Consider the following 21,540-nt stretch of genomic DNA (forward strand, 5'->3'; position numbering starts at 1 on the left):
AAGCAGCAGGCCAGCACAAGGCTGGCCTGTTAAACTCTGTCGCATCCGGGAAACACCCCAGACGCTTACCGGGGCTACGCCGTCCTGTTAGTTCAGGCCGGCAGCCTCACGCAACTGAGCCGCTTTGTCGGTTTTTTCCCATGGGAAGGTTTCGCGACCAAAGTGACCATAAGCAGCCGTTTGCTTATAGATCGGGTGCAGCAGGTCCAGCATCTGAATCAGACCATATGGACGCAGGTCGAAGAACTCGCGCACCAGCAGGATCAACTGTTCAGCAGGCACTTTCTCAGTACCGAAAGTTTCCACCATGATAGAGGTCGGTTCTGCCACGCCGATAGCGTAAGAGACCTGAATCTCACAACGGTCAGCCAGGCCAGCCGCTACGATGTTTTTCGCCACATAACGGGCTGCGTAGGCTGCGGAACGGTCAACTTTAGACGGATCCTTACCAGAGAACGCGCCGCCACCGTGACGCGCCATGCCGCCGTAGGTATCAACGATGATTTTACGACCGGTCAGGCCGCAGTCACCCATCGGGCCACCGATAACGAAACGGCCAGTCGGGTTGATAAAGAATTTGGTGGATTCGTTCAGCCACTCGGTCGGCAGGACCGGCTTGATGATCTCTTCCATTACCGCTTCTTTCAGCGATTTCTGGTCGATATCTTCTGCGTGCTGAGTAGAGAGAACGACCGCGTCGATGCCGACGATTTTGCCGTCGTCATACTGGAAAGTGACCTGGCTTTTCGCATCCGGGCGCAGCCACGGCAGGGTGCCGTTTTTACGCACTTCTGCCTGACGCTCAACCAGACGGTGTGCGTAGGTGATCGGCGCTGGCATCAGCACGTCGGTTTCGTTGGTCGCATAACCGAACATCAGACCCTGGTCGCCTGCACCCTGCTCCAGCGGATCGGCACGGTCAACGCCCTGGTTAATATCAGGAGACTGTTTACCAATTGCACTCAGTACCGCGCAAGAGTTGGCATCAAAACCCATATCAGAATGGATATAACCAATTTCACGAATGGTGTTACGGGTGATCTCTTCGATATCCACCCATGCGCTGGTAGTGATTTCACCACCGACCAGCACCATGCCGGTTTTTACATAGGTTTCACAGGCAACACGCGCTTTCGGATCTTGTTCGAGGATCGCATCAAGCACGGCGTCGGAGATTTGGTCAGCAATTTTGTCAGGATGCCCTTCTGAGACGGACTCGGACGTAAAAAGGTGTTTTGCCATATTGTGTTTTCACCCTGGAATAATACGGTTGGCTTAGACACTGTGTCAGGATGCCTTCACGGTTGTTCCGCGAGGACGTGCAGGTAGCGACACGGACTGTCTAAGTGTTAATCAGTATAGATGGATTAACATCTGGATGGCTATTCTAGGTTAATTCTTAATCCCATTGCCAGCGTTTTTTGAGCCTCCACAGGTTCTGTCTGAATTGGTTACAGAAATTTTCCCTATGGATGGCGTCAACGTAATTTTTTATTTTGCATTTTCACCCCGTTATCGGTATAAAACGCCGCGCGCGGCTCATATTAAAAGCGCACGGGACTCCTCGTGTTGCCACTTCCAGCCGGGTTAAGCAATTTATGGCTTTGGCTTGTCGCAGGTCGCAAGACGTGTGTGGAGGTGATACGAGATAATGAACCGTTGCTTTCAGCAGAATCCGTTGCGTCGTTCTGACGCGCGTTTATTCCCCGCAACCCGCATTTCAAATCTGCAAACCTGCCGATGTTATACCCATTTCGGCGCTTCTCAGGACTCCCGGGCCGGTATGGCACAGTGATGACTGAACAAGGGCTCTCCTGTTGATTCAGGGGTTTTCTCGTGGTTTCGCCGAACCGTCATATTTCGTTCGGTCACGTGTTTTACAATGTTATGAACAAGAAACCGGTCGCACAGTCGGCGTTTCAGCATCTTATGCTGCATAGCCAGACTGTTTATGGGTTGTTATCGCAACGTAACGTTGTGATAGTAGTTAACTGTTTTACACTTAATACAAAGAGTTGAGGTTCGCTATGTCTGACGACATGTTTTCATTTTCGCCTTCGTCAGCAGGCGAACACGGTGTACTACGTTCCATGCAGGAGGTTGCGATGAGCTCCCAGGAAGCCAGCAAGATGCTTCGTACTTACAATATTGCCTGGTGGGGTAATAACTATTATGACGTCAACGAACTGGGCCATATCAGCGTATGCCCGGATCCTGATGTCCCGGAAGCCCGTGTTGACCTGGCTCAACTGGTAAAAGCCCGTGAGGCGCAAGGCCAGCGTTTACCTGCGCTGTTCTGCTTCCCGCAGATCCTGCAACATCGTCTGCGCTCAATTAACGCCGCCTTTAAACGCGCGCGCGAATCCTATGGCTATAACGGCGATTACTTCCTGGTTTACCCGATTAAAGTAAACCAGCATCGTCGCGTTATTGAGTCGCTGATCCATTCCGGCGAGCCGCTGGGTCTTGAGGCCGGTTCGAAAGCCGAATTAATGGCGGTTCTGGCCCATGCGGGCATGACCCGCTCGGTGATTGTCTGTAACGGCTATAAAGACCGTGAATACATCCGTCTGGCACTTATTGGCGAGAAAATGGGCCACAAGGTCTATCTGGTCATTGAGAAGATGTCGGAAATCGCGATTGTGCTGGAAGAAGCCGAGCGCCTGAATGTGGTGCCGCGCCTGGGTGTGCGTGCGCGTCTGGCGTCGCAGGGCTCCGGTAAATGGCAATCCTCTGGCGGCGAGAAATCCAAATTTGGTCTCGCGGCGACGCAGGTTCTGCAACTGGTGGATATTCTGCGTGATGCCGGTCGTCTGGACAGCCTGCAACTGCTGCATTTCCACCTTGGTTCGCAGATGGCCAACATTCGCGATATCGCCACCGGCGTGCGTGAATCGGCACGTTTTTATGTTGAACTGCATAAGCTGGGTGTCAACATTCAGTGCTTCGACGTGGGCGGCGGTTTGGGTGTGGACTATGAAGGTACGCGTTCCCAGTCAGACTGCTCGGTGAACTATGGCCTGAATGAGTATGCCAATAATATTATCTGGGCGATTGGCGATGCCTGTGAAGAGAATGGTCTGCCGCATCCGACAGTGATTACCGAGTCGGGCCGTGCGGTGACAGCACACCACACTGTGCTGGTGTCTAACATCATCGGCGTGGAGCGTAACGAATATACCGACGCGACACCTCCGCCAGAAGACGCTGCCCGCCCGCTGCAAAGCATGTGGGAAACCTGGCTGGAGATGCATGAGACCGGCAACCGCCGCTCGTTGCGCGAATGGCTGCACGACAGCCAGATGGATCTGCACGATATTCACATCGGTTACTCCTCTGGCACTTTTAATCTTCAGGAGCGCGCCTGGGCAGAGCAACTGTATCTGAACATGTGCCATGAAGTGCAAAAGCAGCTCGACCCGAGCAACCGCGCGCATCGTCCGATTATTGACGAACTGCAGGAGCGTATGGCGGATAAGATTTACGTCAACTTCTCCCTGTTCCAGTCAATGCCGGATGCCTGGGGTATCGATCAACTCTTCCCGGTGCTGCCGCTGGAAGGTTTGAATCACGCGCCGGAACGTCGTGCGGTGTTACTGGATATCACCTGCGATTCCGACGGTGCTATCGATCACTATGTGGATGGCGATGGTATTGCGACCACCATGCCGATGCCGGAGTACGACCCGGAAAACCCGCCGATGCTGGGCTTCTTTATGGTTGGCGCGTACCAGGAAATTCTCGGTAACATGCATAACCTGTTTGGCGATACCGAAGCGGTGGACGTCTTTGTCTTCCCTGACGGCAGCGTGGAAGTTGAACTGTCGGATGAAGGCGATACCGTGGCCGATATGCTGCAATATGTGCAGCTCGATCCGAAAACTTTGCTGATTCAGTTCCGCGATCAGGTGAAACAGACCGATCTGGACGATGCGCTGCAACAGCAGTTCCTCGAAGAGTTTGAAGCAGGGCTGTACGGGTATACCTACCTCGAAGACGAGTAATCAGGACTCACCTTTAACTGACCGGTTTAATCATGTAAATCGGTCAGTTTTTTATTTATAGCGTCCTGGAAAGCATGAAGCGCCTGTTCGGCTTATGGATAGTGTGGAGAAGGATGTGACCGACGCGCGTAACTCGTAGCCCCGGTAAGCGCAGCGCCACCGGGGATGTTATATGTCAAATTACTTAATACCGTCCGCCGCCAGGCGATCGCGGATATGTTGCGCACGTTCAGCCGAGGCCGGGTGATCGTCAAACATAGAACTCTGGCGACCCTCTTCGAGTTTTGCTAATTTTTCGAAGCTGGTGGCCAGCCCAATCGGGCTAATTCCACGTTTGCGCAACAGATCATAGGAATAATCGTCCGCTTCGGACTCCTGACGCTGTGAGAACTGCGAATTCACCAGTTTCTCGCCCAGGTCACCCAACTGAGATTGCGATAAATTGCCTACGACGCCGCCCGCCGATGCGGCCGCGGCACGCACGGCATTGGTGCCAAGCGCCACCTGCATGCCTTTCTTCACGTGACCAAGCGCAACGTGGCCCATTTCATGACCAATTACCGCCTCGACCTCGTTGTCATTCATCATATCCATCAGACCGCTATAAACACGGATACAGCCATTCGCCATGGCAAAGGCGTTAACATCTTTTGCTACGTAAACCTTGTAGTTCACCGGCTGGCCGTTGATATTATCGCCCAGCGCGGCGGCAATCTTGCTAAGTCTCTGATTATACTGACTGCCCGCAGGGGCTATCGTTGCTTTACTGTCCATCTGCTTACAGGCTTCGTCACTCAGGCTTTTAACCTGAGCGTCGCTCAATGTGTAGGCCTGAAAAGCTTCTGCACCGGAGGTCATAAAACCGTTGGAGTCCATATTCTGGCAACCTGCCAACAGGGTCGCTGTTGTCAGAGCAAGCAAAGCCGGGCGAATTTTCATCTCTTATCTTCCACGCAGGTTAATTCATAATTCTGATAATGCGCCGCGCACAAACGAGCCGGTGCAGTTGCACAAGTATAAAGAATAGAAGGATTACGGGGCGAGTCCATTGCGCAACGACCATGCACCTTCCAGAGATTTCTTAATCCTCAAAAGGATGCTCCATGTACATGACTTGCCGCTTGGGTTACATTGTTGGCACTTTTTTCCGGCGTAGCCCATAACGCGCTGTAGTCAAGTCGTTCCGGGCATGGCCTTTAACAGTCCGATCTGGAGTCAAAATGTCCTCACGTAAAGAGCTTGCCAATGCCATTCGTGCGCTGAGCATGGACGCGGTACAGAAAGCCAAATCCGGTCACCCGGGTGCCCCGATGGGTATGGCTGACATCGCCGAAGTCCTGTGGCGTGATTTCCTGAACCATAACCCGCAGAACCCGGCATGGGCTGACCGCGACCGTTTCGTGCTGTCCAACGGCCACGGTTCAATGCTGATTTACAGCCTGCTGCACCTCACCGGTTACGACCTGCCGATTGACGAGCTGAAAAACTTCCGTCAACTGCATTCAAAAACCCCGGGTCACCCGGAAGTGGGTTACACCGCAGGTGTGGAAACCACCACCGGCCCGCTGGGTCAGGGCATTGCCAACGCTGTGGGCATGGCGATTGCGGAGAAAACCCTGGCGGCGCAGTTTAACCGTCCGGGCCATGACATTGTTGACCACTTCACTTACGCGTTCATGGGCGACGGCTGCATGATGGAAGGTATCTCTCACGAGGTATGCTCCCTGGCCGGTACCCTGAAACTGGGCAAACTGGTTGCGTTCTACGACGACAACGGTATCTCCATTGACGGCCACGTTGAAGGCTGGTTTACCGATGATACCGCCGCACGCTTTGAAGCCTATGGCTGGCACGTAGTACGTGGTGTTGACGGTCATAACGCTGACTCCATCAAACGTGCAGTAGAAGAAGCGCGTGCAGTCACCGACAAACCGTCCCTGCTGATGTGCAAAACCATCATCGGCTTCGGTTCGCCGAACAAACAGGGTACTCACGACTCCCACGGCGCGCCGCTGGGCGACGCGGAAATCGCACTGACCCGCGAAGCGCTGGGCTGGAAACACCCGGCATTTGAAATCCCGTCTGAAATCTATGCTCAGTGGGATGCAAAAGAAGCAGGTCAGGCGAAAGAATCCGCCTGGAACGAGAAGTTCGCAGCCTACGCCAAAGCCTTCCCGCAGGAAGCCGCAGAGTTCACTCGCCGTATGAGCGGTGAGCTGCCGTCTGATTTCGACGCAAAAGCCAACGAATTCATCGCGAAGCTGCAGGCGAACCCGTCCAAAATCGCCAGCCGTAAAGCGTCCCAGAATGCGATTGAAGCCTTCGGCCCGCTGCTGCCTGAGTTCCTCGGCGGCTCCGCAGATCTCGCGCCTTCTAACCTGACCATCTGGTCTGGCTCTAAAGCGATTAACGAAGATACTGCCGGTAACTACATCCACTACGGCGTGCGCGAGTTCGGTATGACCGCTATCGCTAACGGTATCTCCCTGCACGGCGGTTTCCTGCCGTACACCTCCACCTTCCTGATGTTTGTGGAATATGCCCGCAACGCGGTGCGTATGGCGGCCCTGATGAAACAGCGCCAGGTGATGGTCTACACCCACGACTCTATCGGTCTGGGCGAAGATGGCCCGACTCACCAGCCGGTTGAGCAGGTGGCAAGCCTTCGCGTAACCCCGAACATGAGCACATGGCGTCCGTGTGACCAGGTGGAATCTGCGGTGGCATGGAAATACGGCGTTGAGCGTGCCGATGGCCCGACCGCGCTGATTCTGTCCCGTCAGAACCTGGCGCAGCAGGAGCGTACCGCTGAGCAACTGGCAAACGTGGCCCGTGGTGGTTACGTGCTGAAAGATTGCGCTGGTCAGCCAGAGCTTATCTTCATCGCCACCGGTTCTGAGGTTGAACTGGCGGTTGCTGCATGGGAAAAACTGACTGCCGAAGGCGTGAAGGCGCGCGTGGTTTCCATGCCGTCCACCGACGCGTTCGACAAACAGGATGCGGCCTACCGTGAATCCGTACTGCCGAAAGCTGTTTCTGCACGCGTGGCAATTGAAGCGGGTATCGCTGACTACTGGTTCAAATATGTGGGCCTGAACGGCGCTATCGTCGGGATGACCACCTTCGGTGAATCTGCACCGGCAGAGCTGCTGTTTGAAGAGTTCGGCTTTACCGTAGACAACGTGATCGCTAAAGCGAAAGCGCTGCTGTAATTGCTATTGGATTGAGGGCTGATGCCCTCACTCTGCCCCTTTTCCGGTGGGAGAGGGGACGGATACTAAAACGGTAACCGACAGGTTACCGTTTTGTTTTTTACCTCGATGTATTCCCGCAAAAAATGTGACGCAAGTCAGATAAATGGTCGCCAGGGCTGGACATGGATTCCTTTTATTCTGTGTTTCGCTTATTCTAGCTGAAGCGTTTCAGTCGCTTAAATGTTCGACAATTAATCAATCAAACGCAGTTTGTGACAGGCGAGGTTCCCCTGTAAAGGTTGCTGCATTACTCTGTGAGCCATCTCAAATTGGGTAACCTTGCAGGAGATCTATGAGCGTACGCATAGCGATTAATGGCTTCGGTCGCATCGGGCGCAACGTGGTTCGTGCTTTGTATGAATCCGGGCGTCGGGCGGAAGTCACCGTGGTGGCAATCAATGAACTGGCAGATGCGGCAGGCATGGCCCATTTATTGAAATATGACACCAGCCACGGGCGTTTCGCATGGGATGTACATCAGGAGCGCGAGCAGCTGTTTGTCGGTGAAGACGCGATTCGTATTCTTCACCAGCGCGATATTGCCGCGCTTCCCTGGCGTGAGCTGGGCGTTGATGTAGTGCTCGATTGCACTGGCGTGTTTGGCAGCCGTGCCGATGGCGAAGCGCATCTGGCGGCGGGGGCGAAGAAAGTGTTGTTCTCGCATCCCGGCGGTAACGATCTCGACGCGACGGTCGTTTTTGGCGTCAACCAGGATGCCTTAAAACCTGACGATCGTATTGTGTCCAACGCCTCCTGCACCACGAACTGCATTATTCCGATTATTAAGCTTCTTGACGACGCCTGGGGAATTGAATCGGGTACTGTCACCACGATCCATTCCGCAATGCACGATCAGCAGGTGATTGACGCCTATCATCCTGATTTACGCCGTACGCGTGCAGCCAGCCAGTCTATTATTCCTGTGGACACGAAACTGGCGGCGGGTATCACCCGTATTTTCCCGCAATTTTATGACCGGTTTGAGGCGATTGCGGTACGCGTACCAACCATAAATGTGACGGCCATCGACCTGAGCGTGACGGTGAAAAATCCGGTAAAAGCGTGTGAAGTCAATGCCTTGCTGCAAAAAGCAGCACAGGGAACATTTCATGGTATAGTTGACTATACGGAATTACCGTTGGTCTCAACAGATTTTAACCATGATCCGCACAGTGCCATTGTTGATGGCACGCAAACACGGGTCAGTGGCGCGCACCTTATTAAAACCCTGGTATGGTGCGATAACGAATGGGGCTTTGCTAACCGAATGCTCGACACGACGTTAGAGATGGCCGCAAAAGGTTTCAGGTAGGGCGCACATTGCGTTCGCAAAACTTTATGAATCATTGAGAGGATTCACCATGTCTGTAATTAAGATGACCGATCTGGATTTGGCAGGTAAACGCGTTTTCATCCGTGCGGATCTGAACGTACCGGTTAAAGATGGCAAAGTGACCAGCGATGCGCGTATCCGTGCTTCTCTGCCGACCATCGAGCTGGCGCTGAAACAAGGCGCGAAAGTGATGGTTACCTCCCATCTGGGTCGTCCGACCGAAGGCGAGTACAACGAAGAGTACTCTCTGCTGCCGGTTGTTAATTACCTGAAAGACAAACTGTCCAACCCGGTACGTCTGGTTAAAGACTACCTGGATGGCGTTGAAGTTGCTGCAGGTGAACTGGTTGTTCTGGAAAACGTTCGCTTCAACAAAGGCGAGAAGAAAGACGACGAAGCGCTGTCCAAAAAATATGCTGCACTGTGCGACGTATTTGTGATGGACGCTTTCGGTACTGCTCACCGTGCACAGGCTTCAACTCACGGTATCGGTAAATTCGCAGATGTTGCGTGCGCAGGCCCGCTGCTGGCTGACGAACTGGAAGCGCTGGGTAAAGCACTGAAAGAACCTGCTCGCCCGATGGTCGCTATCGTTGGTGGTTCTAAAGTTTCCACTAAACTGACCGTTCTGGACTCCCTGTCAAAAATCGCTGACCAGCTGATCGTCGGTGGCGGCATCGCCAACACCTTCGTTGCTGCTCAGGGCCACAACGTGGGTAAATCCCTGTACGAAGCTGACCTGGTTGACGAAGCAAAACGCCTGCTGGGCACCTGCGATATTCCGGTTCCGACAGATGTTCGTGTTGCTACTGAGTTCTCCGAAACCGCGACCGCTACCCTGAAATCTGTTTCTGACATCAAAGACGAAGAGCAGATTCTGGACCTGGGCGATGTTTCTGCGCAGAAACTGGCTGATATCCTGAAAAACGCGAAAACCATTCTGTGGAACGGCCCGGTTGGCGTGTTCGAATTCCCGAACTTCCGCAAAGGTACTGAAATCGTTGCTAACGCCATCGCTGACAGCGAAGCGTTCTCCATCGCAGGCGGCGGCGACACTCTGGCGGCTATCGACCTGTTCGGTATCGCTGACAAAATCTCCTACATCTCCACTGGTGGCGGTGCGTTCCTCGAGTTCGTGGAAGGCAAAGTGCTGCCGGCAGTCGCAATGCTCGAAGAGCGCGCTAAGAAGTAAGTATTCAATGGGCAGGGAAACCTGCCCAATTTTCAGCGCGCATCATGCTCGCGAACTTTTTTCCAACGGTCGAAGATACAGATACAGGACTCGAAAACATGTCTAAAATTTTTGATTTCGTAAAACCGGGCGTCATTACCGGTGATGACGTACAGAAAGTGTTCCAGGTAGCGAAAGAAAATAACTTTGCGCTGCCAGCAGTTAACTGCGTGGGCACCGATTCCATTAACGCCGTTCTGGAAACCGCTGCGAAAGTGAAAGCACCGGTTATCGTTCAATTCTCCAACGGTGGTGCTGCATTCATCGCGGGTAAAGGCGTGAAAACCGACATTCCTCAGGGTGCTGCTATCCTGGGTGCGATCTCTGGTGCGCATCACGTACACCAGATGGCAGAGCACTACGGTGTTCCGGTTATTCTGCACACTGACCACTGCGCCAAGAAACTGCTGCCGTGGATCGACGGCCTGCTGGACGCGGGTGAAAAACACTTTGCTGCTACCGGCAAACCGCTGTTCTCTTCTCACATGATCGACCTGTCTGAAGAGTCCCTGGAAGAAAACATCGAGATCTGCTCCAAATATCTGGCGCGCATGTCCAAAATCGGCATGACGCTGGAAATCGAACTGGGTTGCACCGGTGGCGAAGAAGACGGCGTGGACAACAGCCACATGGACGCTTCTGCACTGTACACTCAGCCGGAAGATGTTGATTACGCATACACCAAACTGAACGCAATCAGCCCGCGCTTCACCATCGCCGCTTCCTTCGGTAACGTGCATGGCGTGTACAAACCGGGTAACGTGAAACTGACCCCGACTATCCTGCGCGACTCTCAGGAATATGTTTGCAAGAAACATAACCTGCCGCACAACGCCCTGAACTTCGTATTCCACGGCGGTTCCGGTTCTACTGCTCAGGAAATCAAAGACTCCGTAAGCTACGGCGTTATCAAAATGAACATCGATACCGACACCCAATGGGCGACCTGGGAAGGTATTCTGAACTACTACAAAGCCAACGAAGCGTATCTGCAAGGTCAACTGGGCAACCCGAAAGGCGAAGACCAGCCGAACAAGAAATACTACGATCCGCGCGTATGGCTGCGTGCAGCGCAGTCTTCTATGATCACGCGTCTGGAACAGGCTTTCAAAGAACTGAACGCGGTTGACGTTCTGTAATTTTTGCCTTGTTTCCTGAATCAGGCCCGCTTATGCGGGCCTTTTTTATTTCCGATTCAATAGCCTGCACTCATCATTAAATGTGATCCATTTGGCAAAATCGTCCCTTATTGTTTACCCTTTAGGTGTCTGTCCGCCACCGTCGGGAAGGATTGTTCTCGTACGGATCAACATAAGGAACAAAGAATGGAAGATCTTCACGTCGTCGATAGCATCAATGACGCAGGCTCCTGGCTGGTGACCAATCAGGCGTTACTGCTGAGTTACGCTGTTAACATCGTTGCCGCCATTGCCATCATTATTGTGGGTATGATCGTTGCCCGCATGATTTCAAACACCGTCAATAAACTGATGCGGGCGCGGCACATTGATGCCACCGTTGCCGATTTTCTCTCTGCGCTGGTGCGCTACGGCGTCATTGCATTTACCCTGATAGCCGCACTGGGGCGCGTGGGGGTACAAACCGCCTCAGTCATCGCTGTACTGGGTGCCGCCGGTCTGGCAATTGGTCTGGCGCTACAAGGGTCACTCTCAAACCTGGCCGCCGGGGTACTGCTGGTGACATTCCGCCCGTTCCGTTCCGGGGAATATGTAGATCTGGGGGGCGTCGCCGGTACCGTTCTGCAGGTGCAGATTTTCTCCACCACGCTGCGCAGCGCCGATGGCCGCATAATCGTGGTTCCCAACGGTAAAATTATTGCCGGGAACATTATCAACTTTTCCCGCGAGCCGGTACGTCGTAACGAATTTATTATTGGCGTTGCGTACGACTCCGATATCGATCTGGTTACGAAATTGCTGACCGATATCATCCAGGCTGATGATCGTATTCTGAAAGACCGTGAAATGACGGTGCGTCTGAATGAACTCGGGGCGTCTTCCATCAACTTTGTGGTACGCGTCTGGAGTAACAGTAGCGATCTGCAAAACGTCTACTGGGATGTGCTGGAGAAAGTGAAACGCAGCTTTGATGAGCACGGCATCAGTTTCCCTTATCCGCAAATGGATGTGAATTTCAAACGGGTAAAAGAGCCTGCCGAAGAGTAAAGAATCAGGTCGGCACTGCCGGCCTTTTTATTGCTTTCTATTATTAGCTTCGCTTATTACTCATTAAAATATTCAATTTCCGCTAATGATTCTCGCGCGTTATAGTCTGCATCCAGAAAAAGATGAGTGAGAATCTATTGTGATAACCTATTATTTTCAAGGGCTTATATTGGGTGCGGCGTTGATTTTGCCCCTGGGGCCGCAAAATGCCTTTGTCATGAACCAGGGGATCCGTCGCCAGTACCACATCATGACGGCTTTATTGTGTACGCTGAGCGACTTGCTGCTGATTTGCGCCGGGGTCTTCGGCGGCAGCGCCTTGTTAATGCAATCTCCCTGGCTGCTGGGGCTGGTCACCTGGGGCGGCGTCGCTTTTTTGCTGTGGTATGGCTATGACGCGCTGAAAACCGCATTCGGCAGTCATATCGAGCTTGCCAGCGCCGAAGCGATGAAGCAGGGACGCTGGAAAATCATCGCGACCATGCTGGCGGTGACCTGGCTTAATCCTCATGTCTATCTGGATACCTTTGTTGTACTCGGCAGTCTCGGCGGGCAACTGGAGGCAGAGCCGAAGCGCTGGTTTGCGATGGGGACGATCAGTGCGTCTGTTATCTGGTTTTTTGGCCTGGCGATGCTGGCGGCCTGGTTTGCCCCGCGTCTGCGTACGGCAAAAGCGCAACGTATCATCAATCTGATCGTCGGGGCGGTAATGTGGGTTATTGCCGCGCAACTGGCAAAAGAGGGCGTGGCCCATATGCAGGCGTTATTAAACTAAGTCTGGTCTGATAGACAAACCAACGGTATCCGCTAAGCTTTTGCCTGGCGTGCCGTTTTGTTACGGACGTAATAAGCAACATGGAGGAGCAACCGTGAAATTCAAAGTGATGGCCCTGGCGGCATTAGTGGGACTGAGTGTCATGTCGGTACAGGCAAGTGAACTGCCTGATGGCCCGCACATTATTACCTCGGGTACGTCGAGCGTGGACGCAGTGCCGGATATTGCCACCCTGGCGATTGAAGTGAACATCCAGGCGAAAGATGCTGCAACCGCCAAGAAACAGGCAGACGACCGCGTCGCCGAGTATCTCTCCTTCCTCGACAAGAATGGCGTAGTGAAGAAAGACATCAACGCCGCCAACTTGCGCACCCAGCCGGATTACGATTACCAAAACGGTAAAAGCGTGCTGAAAGGCTGGCGCGCCGTACGTACGGTGGAAGTAACCCTGCGCGATCTGGAGAAGCTCAATTCTCTGCTGGATGGTGCGCTGAAAGCCGGTCTGAATGAAATCCGTTCCGTTTCGCTGGGTGTTGCGCAACCGGATTCTTACAAGGATAAGGCGCGTAAAGCCGCCATTGATGATGCGGTTCATCAGGCCGAACAACTGGCAGCCGGTTTCCACGCGAAGCTTGGCCCGGTGTATAGCGTGCGTTACCACGTTTCCAATTATCAGCCGAGCCCGATGGTTCGCATGATGAAAGCAGATGCGGCGCCGGTATCCGCACAGGAAACGTATGAACAGCCGACCATTCAGTTTGCCGATCAGGTGGATGTTGTGTTCCAGCTTGAGCCAACGCAGAGCCAGACTCACCAGCCAGCAACAACGGACAAAACGCAGTAATTTCAAATGAGTGGGATATGTGGCCGCGTCTGGGAAATCCCCGATGCGCCACGCTTACCGGGGGCTACATTTTGCACGATATGTCGCCCCGGTAAGACAATGTTTTAATCTTGCCTTAGCACCTTGTGGCCGTACGCCAGCAGTGCGTCGGTGACGTTGCGCATCATGCGGCTTTCTGGCGCAAACCGATGCCAGAACAGCATCCGGCGCTGGAAGAGACCCGGCGTCAGATCGATCAGCTCTCCGGCATTCAACTCTCTTTCGATTTGCAGATGCGGGATCATACAGCAGGTCGTTCCCTGCCTTGCCAGTTGCACAAATGCTTCCGACGAGTTAACGATATGGCAGGGTACGCTGCCCGGCGGCAGGTCGAAGTTTTGCTGTAAGAAGGCCTGATGCATATCGTCGAGATGATCAAACGCCACGGCTGGCGCTTTAAGTAACGCCGAGCGGGTTACGCCATTCGGGAAATAACGTTCAGCAAAGGCTTTTGAACCGACAAACAGGTAATCAAGCGCGCCAAGCTGGTCAACGAGGCAACTTGGCAGAGCCTGCGGCTGAATACTTACCGCACCGACCACTTCGCCGCGACGCAGTCGCTCCTGAGTGCGGGTTTCGTCTTCAACCTGTAAATTCAGACGAATTGGCGAGTCGGCCAGTACTGGCGCCAGCGCGGGCAGCAGCCATGTTGCCAGACTGTCGGCGTTCACCGCCAGCGACAGCAGGAGTGGGGTGGAGCCGGTTTGCTCATCACCCAGCCACTCTTCTTCCAGCAGTTCTACCTGGCGCAGCAGCGCCAGCAATTTTTGCCCTTGTTCAGTGGGGCGCGGTGGGACGGTGCGCACCAGCAGAGGCTGACCAAACATATTTTCGAGCTGTTTAATACGCTGCGATACGGCGGACTGAGTGATACACAGCTTCTGCGCGGCGCGCTCAAACCCACGTTCCCGAATGACCGCATCGAGCGCCTGTAACGTTCTGTAGTCCGGACGTTTCATCTGACTGACATACTCCTGCAAAATAATTACTCAGCACTATGACATAATTTTTTGTCTCTTACAGACGAAAATGTACCTGCTGGTAATGTGACACAGCTCACAGGGACTTTTCCCCCTTCCATGTTCTATAATGCGCTTCGAATTCCACACCATTCTCACCACAGGCGAACGACGATGACGCAGGACGAATTAAAAAAAGCAGTGGGTTGGGCAGCGCTGAAATATGTTGAACCGGGTACTATCGTAGGTGTTGGTACCGGCTCCACCGCTGCGCACTTTATTGACGCGCTCGGTACCATGAAAGGTCAGATTGAAGGGGCGGTCTCCAGCTCCGACGCCTCGACAGAAAAACTGAAAGGCCTGGGTATCACCGTATTCGATCTGAACGAAGTCGATCGTCTGGGAATTTATGTTGATGGCGCGGATGAAATCAACGGCCAGATGCAGATGATCAAAGGCGGCGGCGCCGCGTTAACGCGCGAAAAGATCATTGCCTCGGTAGCCGATAAATTTATCTGTATTGCCGATGCGTCCAAACAGGTCGAGATCCTCGGTAAATTCCCGCTACCGGTGGAAGTGATCCCGATGGCACGAAGCGCCGTAGCGCGTGAACTGGTGAAGCTGGGCGGTCGCCCTGAATATCGCCAGAATGTGGTCACCGACAATGGCAACGTGATCCTCGACGTCTTTGGTCTGGAGATTATCGATCCTGTTGCGCTGGAAAATACGATTAATGGCATTCCGGGTGTGGTGACCGTGGGCTTGTTTGCCAACCGCGGCGCGGATGTGGCTTTGATCGGCAGCGCCGATGGCGTCAAAACCATCACAAAATGATCTGTGTGGGGGACGTGTTCCCCCATGAAAAAAATCTCAAAGAGCAAATTTGGTGACATCTGTCACGCTTCTGGATTCGCCCTGATAATCCTCCCGCCTCTGTGGCTATTTCCAGCATATTCCTCTGCCATTTCTCACTGTATGACATTCCTTCACAGGGCCGACGCAAACGTTCATATTGCTGCAATAGTTTTTTTTGATATGTTGACTACAGCGGATGAATATCCACACAACATCAGTTATGACAAAAACAGGGTCGGGTAAATGGCAAAGGTATCACTGGAGAAAGACAAGATTAAATTTCTGCTCGTCGAAGGGGTGCATCAGAAAGCACTCGATAGCCTTCGTGCAGCAGGTTACACCAACATCGAGTATCACAAAGGCGCGCTCGACCGTGAGCAGCTCAAAGAGTCTATCCGTGATGCCCACTTCATTGGCATTCGATCCCGTACTAACCTGACCGAAGATGTTATTGCCGCCGCTGAAAAACTGGTTGCGATTGGTTGTTTCTGTATTGGTACCAACCAGGTCAATCTGGATGCGGCGGCACAGCGCGGTATCCCGGTATTTAACGCCCCGTTCTCTAACACGCGTTCCGTGGCGGAACTGGTGATTGGCGAGCTGTTACTGCTGATGCGCGGTATTCCGGAAGCGAACGCCAAAGCGCACCGCGGAATCTGGAACAAACTGGCCGTGGGCTCTTACGAAGCGCGCGGTAAAAAATTGGGCATCATTGGCTACGGCCACATCGGTACCCAGCTTGGCATTCTGGCTGAGTCACTCGGTATGCACGTTTATTTCTATGATATTGAAAGCAAACTGCCGCTGGGTAACGCGACCCAGGTTCAGCACCTGTCCGATTTGCTCAATATGAGCGATGTTATCAGTCTGCACGTGCCGGAAAATGCCTCGACCAAAAACATGATGGGCGCGGAAGAGCTGGCGCTGATGAAGCCGGGATCACTGCTGATCAACGCCGCACGTGGTACGGTTGTTGATATTCCGGCGCTGTGCGATGCGCTTAAACGTAAACACCTGGCGGGCGCGGCAATCGACGTGTTCCCGACTGAGCCTGCAACCAACAGCGATCCGTTTAATTCACCGCTTTGCGAATTCGATAATGTGATTTTGACGCCGCATATTGGCGGTTCAACTCAGGAAGCGCAGGAAAACATCGGTCTGGAAGTAGCGGGTAAACTGATTAAGTACTCTGATAACGGCTCAACGCTCTCTGCCGTTAACTTCCCGGAAGTGTCGCTGCCGCTGCACGGCGGTCGTCGTCTGCTGCATATCCACGAAAACCGTCCAGGCGTGCTGACCGCAATCAACCAGATCTTTGCTGGCGACGGTATCAACATCGCGGCTCAGTATCTGCAAACGACGCCGTATATGGGCTATGTGGTTATCGATATTGAAGCCGAAGAAGATGTGGCGCAAAAAGCGCTGCAGAGCATGAAGGCGATCCCGGGCACGATTCGCGCACGCCTGCTGTACTGATTTTGCAGTACTGGATGGCGAGATAAATGCAAAACGGCAACCTGAGGGTTGCCGTTTTTATGTGTTCTCACTCACCCTGTGGTTTCACCAACTCCACAACCTCGACGGCGTCACCACCGCAGGGAGCGGAATATCCCACTCTTCCACAGGAAGCATATCAACATGCTGACAATCATGCGCATAACCCACCGGCTGTAACCCGTACTGTTGCCAGTTTTGCAGCGTTCTGTCGTAAAAGCCCCCGCCCATTCCCAGCCGTTGCCCCTGGCTGTCAAAGGCAACCAGCGGGGTTATCAGGACATCTAACTGCGCAAGCGGTAAGACATCGCGCACGTCCAGTTTCGGTTCCTGAATTTTCAGACGATTGATAACCAGCTCGCTATGCGGATGGTATTGCAAAAACAGCAGATTGCCCGGGCTGAACGGATGCAGAACCGGCAGATAAACGCGTTTGCCGCTGCGCCAGAGCTGTTCGATAAGCGGTTGGGTGTCCAGCTCGCCATCGAAGGAGAGAAAAAGGGCGACGGTATGCGCCATCACGACTGGCGGATACGCCATCATGCGCGCTGCCGCTGCAATCGAAAAGTGTTCCTGTTGCCCGGCGGTAAGGGCGCGACGACGCTGCCGTATGATTTTACGGATTTCCTGACGTGATGGGGGAAGAGCAGAAAGTTGTGTCATGGTACCAGGTAGAAAGAAGGGAATCTCCGAGATGCCGCCGCAGGCTGTAACCCTTGAACCCTTGGTTCAAGGTGAATGTGTCGTCATAGTTTTAAGGCTTCTCGGACGGACCGAGCATGCTCACCAACCATGGAGCGCCACATTCTTGTGGTATGAAATATCGGCTCAGGGGACTGGCCCGCTTGCGAACATCTCAGAGAAATTTTTTCTTCACGGTCACTCTACCATAGTTAACCTTGAAGTGTTATTCAAACTTCGGCCCCGGTCTTTCGGATATGCGACCCTGATCAAGCAATGCCTGTTCGATGGTCTGTTGTAACATCCGAATACGCTGTTCCATGCTGGATGCGTAGTCACGGGTTTTTGCCTTTTCCTGAGTCAGTTCATAGCTGATATTCAGCGCTGCGATAAAGACTAACTGCTCAGTATTTGTGACTCTAGTGCGAACTTTCAGATCTTGCAACCGCTGATTCAGATCCTCCGCGGCCTGATTCAGAGCATCTCTCTGTTCAGGCGGGCAATTCACTCGCAGTGAACGGCCAAAAATTTGGATATCGACGGGTTGTGCAGACATGCCACCTTCCTGCTGTTTGACTGCGCTCTGCCTTCACACCCGAGTCCTGGCTGCGAAGGGGCGTCACTATAGCCACCCTGGTGAGAGGATTCAAGCTCTTTGCTATACCTTAATTCACTCATAGCGCATGCAAAGGCATGTAACGTGAAGCATGACGGGTATATCACCAGGGTCCAAAGTGGTAGCATACCATGAATATTCTCCCCAACGACGATGAATGCGCATGTCTATACAGAACGAAATACCTGGTTACAACGATGTAGGCCAGTTGCTCAATCAGCAAGGTGTTGGACTGATTCCTGCGGAAATGCACGGGCTTATCGCGGGGATGCTTTGTGGCGGCAACAACGACAGCTCCTGGCAGCCGCTGTTGCATGACCTGACTAACGAAGGGCTGGCATTCGGCCATGAGCTCGCTCAGGCGCTGCGCAGTATGCATGCCGCCACCAGCGACTCACTGGAAGATGACGGTTTCCTGTTCCAGCTTTATCTGCCGACCGGCGACGACGTGAGCGTGTTTGACCGTGCCGATGCGCTGGCAGGCTGGGTTAACCACTTCCTGCTGGGGCTTGGCGTCACGCAGCCGAAACTCGACAAAGTGACCGGCGAAACCGGTGAAGCGATTGACGATCTGCGTAACATTGCTTTGCTCGGTTATGACGAAGATGAAGATCAGGAAGAGCTTGAGATGTCGCTCGAAGAGATCATCGAATATGTGCGCGTTGCGGCGCTGCTGTGCCATGACACATTTACCCGCCCGCAGCCAACGGCACCCGAAGTGCGTAAGCCAACCCTGCATTAATCTATTCCGCTCAAAGGAGATGTCATGACACAGCTTGAGTTTCTCCGACGCCGTCAGGCGTTGCTGGCGCAAATGGCGCCAGCCAGCGCGGCGCTTATTTTCGCGGCGCCGGAAGCGACCCGCAGTGCCGACAGTGAATACCCGTATCGTCAGAACAGCGACTTTTGGTATTTCACTGGTTTTAATGAGCCGGAAGCGGTACTGGTGCTGATTAAAAGTGATGATACCCATAACCACAGCGTCCTGTTTAACCGGATCCGCGATAAGACGGCGGAAATCTGGTTTGGCCGACGTCTGGGGCAGGAAGCGGCGCCAGAAAAACTGGGTGTGGACAGGGCGCTGGCGTTTCCGGAAATAGGTAAACATCTTTATCAATTGCTCAACGGCCTGGACGCGGTCTATCACGCCCAGGGCGAATACGCTTATGCCGATGAGATTGTCTTTGCCGCGCTGGATAAACTGCGTAAAGGCTCTCGACAGAATCTCACGGCCCCGGCCACGGTGACCGACTGGCGGCCCATCGTGCATGAAATGCGTCTGTTCAAGTCAGCCGAAGAAATTGAGGTAATGCGTCGCGCCGGGGAGATTTCGGCGCTGGCACATACCCGCGCCATGCAAACCTGCAAACCCGGGATGTTTGAATACCAGCTCGAAGGCGAAATCCACCACGAGTTCAACCGTCACGGCGCCCGTTTTCCGTCCTATACCACTATCGTCGGTGCCGGGGAGAACGGCTGTATTTTGCATTACACCGAAAACGAAAGCGTGATGCGTGATGGTGATCTGGTGCTGATCGACGCAGGTTGCGAATACATGGGGTATGCCGGCGATATTACCCGTACCTTTCCGGTAAACGGCAAGTTCAGCCCGGCGCAGCGTGAAGTGTATGACATTGTACTGGAATCACTGGAAACGGCCCTGCGCCTGTTCCGCCCCGGCACCTCGATTCAGGAAGTGAACGGGGAAGTGGTGCGCATCATGGTAACCGGGCTGGTGAAACTGGGCATTCTTAAGGGCGAGGTTGACACGCTGGTTGCTGAGAATGCGCATCGCCCTTTCTTTATGCATGGTCTGAGCCACTGGTTGGGGCTGGATGTCCATGATGTCGGCGTCTATGGTCAGGATCGCTCGCGTATCCTTGAACCGGGGATGGTTCTGACCGTTGAGCCGGGTCTCTATATCGCCCCTGATGCCGACGTACCAGAAGCCTATCGGGGGATTGGCATTCGCGTGGAAGATGACATTGTGATCACCGAAAACGGTAATGAAAACCTCACCGCCAGCGTCGTCAAAAAAGCCGATGACATCGAGGCGCTGATGGCAGCGGCGCGTCGCTTATGAGTGTGATTATTGTTGGTGGCGGTATGGCAGGCGCGACGCTCGCGCTGTCGATTTCGCATTTAACCGGTGGTCGCCTTCCTGTTCATCTGATCGAAGCGACCGAACCGAGTTCTCAGGATCACCCAGGCTTTGATGCGCGCGCTATCGCGCTGGCGGCGGGAACGTGCCAGCAGCTCGCGCGAGTGGGAATCTGGTCACATATCGTCGAGAAAGCCACGCCGATTACCACCGTGCATGTCAGCGATCGCGGCCACGCCGGTTTCGTGACCCTTGATGCTGATGATTATCACATTGAGGCGCTCGGCCAGGTGGTGGAACTGCACGATGTCGGTACCCGTCTTTTTAGTCTTCTGAAAAAAGCGCCTGGCGTGACGCTCCATTGTCCGGCACGGGTGAGCTTCTTCTCCAGGGATGAAGACCGCGTGGCGGTCGCACTGGAAAGTGGGGAGACGATCAACGGAACCCTGCTGGTCGCCGCGGATGGCTCCCGCTCTGCGCTGGGTGCGCAATGTGGCATTAGCTGGCAACAGGCGCCCTATCAGCAGGTTGCGGTGATTGCGAACGTCACGACCTCGGTGGCGCATCAGGGGCGCGCGTTTGAGCGTTTTACCGCTCACGGCCCGCTGGCAATGCTGCCGATGTCGCACGGACGTTGCTCGCTGGTGTGGTGTCACCCGCTCGACAGACAGGAACAGATCCTGAACTGGAGCGATGAGACCTTCTGCCATGAGCTGCAAAAAGCCTTTGGCTGGCGGCTGGGCCGAATCATGCAGGCGGGAGTCCGTAACGCTTATCCGCTTTCTCTCTCCACCGCCTCCTCGCCTATTTCACATCGTACTGTGCTGGTTGGAAATGCCGCGCAGACGCTCCACCCGATTGCCGGGCAGGGCTTTAACCTGGGGATGCGTGATGTGATGAGCCTGGCCGAAACGCTGGCCGATGCCTGGACACAGCAGCAGGATGTTGGCGGTTATGGCGTGCTGACACGCTATCGCGATCGTCGCCGTGATGATAAGTGCGCTACGATTGGCGTGACAGATGGGTTAGTGCATCTTTTTGCTAATCGCTGGGCGCCGCTGGTTGTCGGACGTAACGTCGGTTTGATGGCAATGGAATTATTTACCCCGGCGCGTGATGCGCTGGCGCAGCGTACTCTGGGCTGGGTGGCGCGTTAAGGTCTTCAGGA

The 21,540-nt window shown here is 53.9% G+C and carries 20 protein-coding genes and 1 other RNA gene; 15 read left to right on the top strand and 6 right to left on the bottom strand.

The genetic code is table 11. The features are described from left to right. Window positions 1-87: 87 nt before the first annotated feature. The gene (gene metK / locus MRY16398_RS04500; protein WP_125123898.1) at window positions 88-1,242 is read right to left on the bottom strand and encodes a methionine adenosyltransferase; all 1,155 of its coding nucleotides are present in this window, start codon (window positions 1,240-1,242) and stop codon (window positions 88-90) included. Window positions 1,243-1,651: 409 nt separating this feature from the next. On the opposite strand from metK, the gene MRY16398_RS31375 reads away from it, so the two are divergent. The 3 genes from MRY16398_RS31375 (at window position 1,652) to speA (ending at window position 4,004) form a co-directional block, all read left to right on the top strand. After that, window positions 1,652-1,795: a hypothetical protein gene (locus MRY16398_RS31375; RefSeq protein WP_418904020.1), complete on the top strand. Its 144-nt coding sequence runs from the start codon at window positions 1,652-1,654 to the stop codon at window positions 1,793-1,795. 92 nt (window positions 1,796-1,887) lie between these two features. Further along, window positions 1,888-2,019 (top strand): acid stress response protein YqgB, encoded by a 132-nt coding sequence (gene yqgB, locus MRY16398_RS04510; protein WP_132438713.1) that lies wholly within the window; start codon window positions 1,888-1,890, stop codon window positions 2,017-2,019. 8 nt (window positions 2,020-2,027) lie between these two features. After that, window positions 2,028-4,004: a biosynthetic arginine decarboxylase gene (gene speA / locus MRY16398_RS04515; protein WP_125123899.1), complete on the top strand. Its 1,977-nt coding sequence runs from the start codon at window positions 2,028-2,030 to the stop codon at window positions 4,002-4,004. Between the two features lie 180 nt (window positions 4,005-4,184). On the opposite strand, the gene loiP is transcribed toward speA, so the two are convergent. After that, window positions 4,185-4,943, bottom strand: coding sequence for a metalloprotease LoiP (loiP, locus tag MRY16398_RS04520; protein WP_039077998.1), 759 nt, complete (start codon window positions 4,941-4,943; stop codon window positions 4,185-4,187). A 281-nt stretch (window positions 4,944-5,224) separates the two neighbouring features. Between loiP and tkt the strand changes: the two genes are divergently transcribed. The 7 genes from tkt (at window position 5,225) to MRY16398_RS04555 (ending at window position 13,627) form a co-directional block, all read left to right on the top strand. Then, window positions 5,225-7,216 carry a transketolase gene (gene tkt, locus MRY16398_RS04525; protein ID WP_071195997.1) on the top strand — a complete coding sequence of 664 codons (1,992 nt, stop codon included), beginning with the start codon at window positions 5,225-5,227 and terminating at the stop codon, window positions 7,214-7,216. Between the two features lie 334 nt (window positions 7,217-7,550). After that, window positions 7,551-8,570 (top strand): erythrose-4-phosphate dehydrogenase, encoded by a 1,020-nt coding sequence (gene epd / locus MRY16398_RS04530; RefSeq protein WP_071195998.1) that lies wholly within the window; start codon window positions 7,551-7,553, stop codon window positions 8,568-8,570. A 49-nt stretch (window positions 8,571-8,619) separates the two neighbouring features. Beyond that, window positions 8,620-9,783: a phosphoglycerate kinase gene (gene pgk, locus MRY16398_RS04535; RefSeq protein ID WP_039077995.1), complete on the top strand. Its 1,164-nt coding sequence runs from the start codon at window positions 8,620-8,622 to the stop codon at window positions 9,781-9,783. A gap of 98 nt (window positions 9,784-9,881) precedes the next feature. Then, window positions 9,882-10,961, top strand: a complete 1,080-nt coding sequence (fbaA, locus tag MRY16398_RS04540) for a class II fructose-bisphosphate aldolase (RefSeq protein ID WP_039078179.1) — start codon at window positions 9,882-9,884, stop codon at window positions 10,959-10,961. 186 nt (window positions 10,962-11,147) lie between these two features. Continuing rightward, window positions 11,148-12,008, top strand: coding sequence for a small-conductance mechanosensitive channel MscS (locus tag MRY16398_RS04545; RefSeq protein WP_108700652.1), 861 nt, complete (start codon window positions 11,148-11,150; stop codon window positions 12,006-12,008). 139 nt (window positions 12,009-12,147) lie between these two features. Next, on the top strand, window positions 12,148-12,783 hold the full coding sequence (argO, locus tag MRY16398_RS04550) for an arginine exporter ArgO (protein ID WP_125123900.1): 636 nt from the start codon (window positions 12,148-12,150) through the stop codon (window positions 12,781-12,783). 94 nt (window positions 12,784-12,877) lie between these two features. After that, a complete protein-coding gene (locus MRY16398_RS04555) occupies window positions 12,878-13,627 on the top strand; it encodes an oxidative stress defense protein (RefSeq protein WP_125123901.1) in 750 nt (249 codons plus the stop codon). A 104-nt stretch (window positions 13,628-13,731) separates the two neighbouring features. Here the strand turns inward: MRY16398_RS04555 and argP are convergent, their stop codons facing one another. Beyond that, window positions 13,732-14,625, bottom strand: coding sequence for a DNA-binding transcriptional regulator ArgP (gene argP / locus MRY16398_RS04560; protein WP_039077991.1), 894 nt, complete (start codon window positions 14,623-14,625; stop codon window positions 13,732-13,734). A gap of 174 nt (window positions 14,626-14,799) precedes the next feature. Here argP and rpiA point away from each other — a divergent pair, with 174 nt between their 5' ends. Continuing rightward, entirely contained in the window at window positions 14,800-15,459 is a 660-nt protein-coding gene (gene rpiA, locus MRY16398_RS04565; protein ID WP_039077990.1) for a ribose-5-phosphate isomerase RpiA, read from the top strand. Window positions 15,460-15,723: 264 nt separating this feature from the next. Beyond that, window positions 15,724-16,956 (top strand): phosphoglycerate dehydrogenase, encoded by a 1,233-nt coding sequence (gene serA, locus MRY16398_RS04570; protein ID WP_125123902.1) that lies wholly within the window; start codon window positions 15,724-15,726, stop codon window positions 16,954-16,956. An 84-nt stretch (window positions 16,957-17,040) separates the two neighbouring features. Here the strand turns inward: serA and MRY16398_RS04575 are convergent, their stop codons facing one another. From MRY16398_RS04575 to zapA, 3 genes are all read right to left on the bottom strand, one after another. Further along, window positions 17,041-17,637, bottom strand: a complete 597-nt coding sequence (locus tag MRY16398_RS04575) for a 5-formyltetrahydrofolate cyclo-ligase (protein WP_125123903.1) — start codon at window positions 17,635-17,637, stop codon at window positions 17,041-17,043. Window positions 17,638-17,656: 19 nt separating this feature from the next. Further along, window positions 17,657-17,840: non-coding RNA, 6S RNA (ssrS, locus tag MRY16398_RS04580), on the bottom strand. A gap of 41 nt (window positions 17,841-17,881) precedes the next feature. Continuing rightward, the gene (gene zapA / locus MRY16398_RS04585) at window positions 17,882-18,211 is read right to left on the bottom strand and encodes a cell division protein ZapA (RefSeq protein ID WP_039077987.1); all 330 of its coding nucleotides are present in this window, start codon (window positions 18,209-18,211) and stop codon (window positions 17,882-17,884) included. Between the two features lie 223 nt (window positions 18,212-18,434). On the opposite strand from zapA, the gene MRY16398_RS04590 reads away from it, so the two are divergent. The 3 genes from MRY16398_RS04590 to ubiH are packed head-to-tail and all read left to right on the top strand — an operon-like array spanning window position 18,435 to window position 21,529. After that, window positions 18,435-19,013 carry a YecA/YgfB family protein gene (locus MRY16398_RS04590; protein ID WP_125123904.1) on the top strand — a complete coding sequence of 193 codons (579 nt, stop codon included), beginning with the start codon at window positions 18,435-18,437 and terminating at the stop codon, window positions 19,011-19,013. Window positions 19,014-19,037: 24 nt separating this feature from the next. After that, window positions 19,038-20,354, top strand: coding sequence for a Xaa-Pro aminopeptidase (pepP, locus tag MRY16398_RS04595; protein ID WP_039077985.1), 1,317 nt, complete (start codon window positions 19,038-19,040; stop codon window positions 20,352-20,354). Beyond that, window positions 20,351-21,529 carry a 2-octaprenyl-6-methoxyphenyl hydroxylase gene (ubiH, locus tag MRY16398_RS04600; protein WP_039077984.1) on the top strand — a complete coding sequence of 393 codons (1,179 nt, stop codon included), beginning with the start codon at window positions 20,351-20,353 and terminating at the stop codon, window positions 21,527-21,529. Before pepP ends, ubiH begins: the two co-directional genes overlap by 4 nt. The last annotated feature ends 11 nt before the right edge of the window (window positions 21,530-21,540 follow it).

The sequence above is a fragment of the Phytobacter sp. MRY16-398 genome (assembly GCF_003925915.1).
Taxonomy (GTDB): domain Bacteria; phylum Pseudomonadota; class Gammaproteobacteria; order Enterobacterales; family Enterobacteriaceae; genus Phytobacter; species Phytobacter diazotrophicus.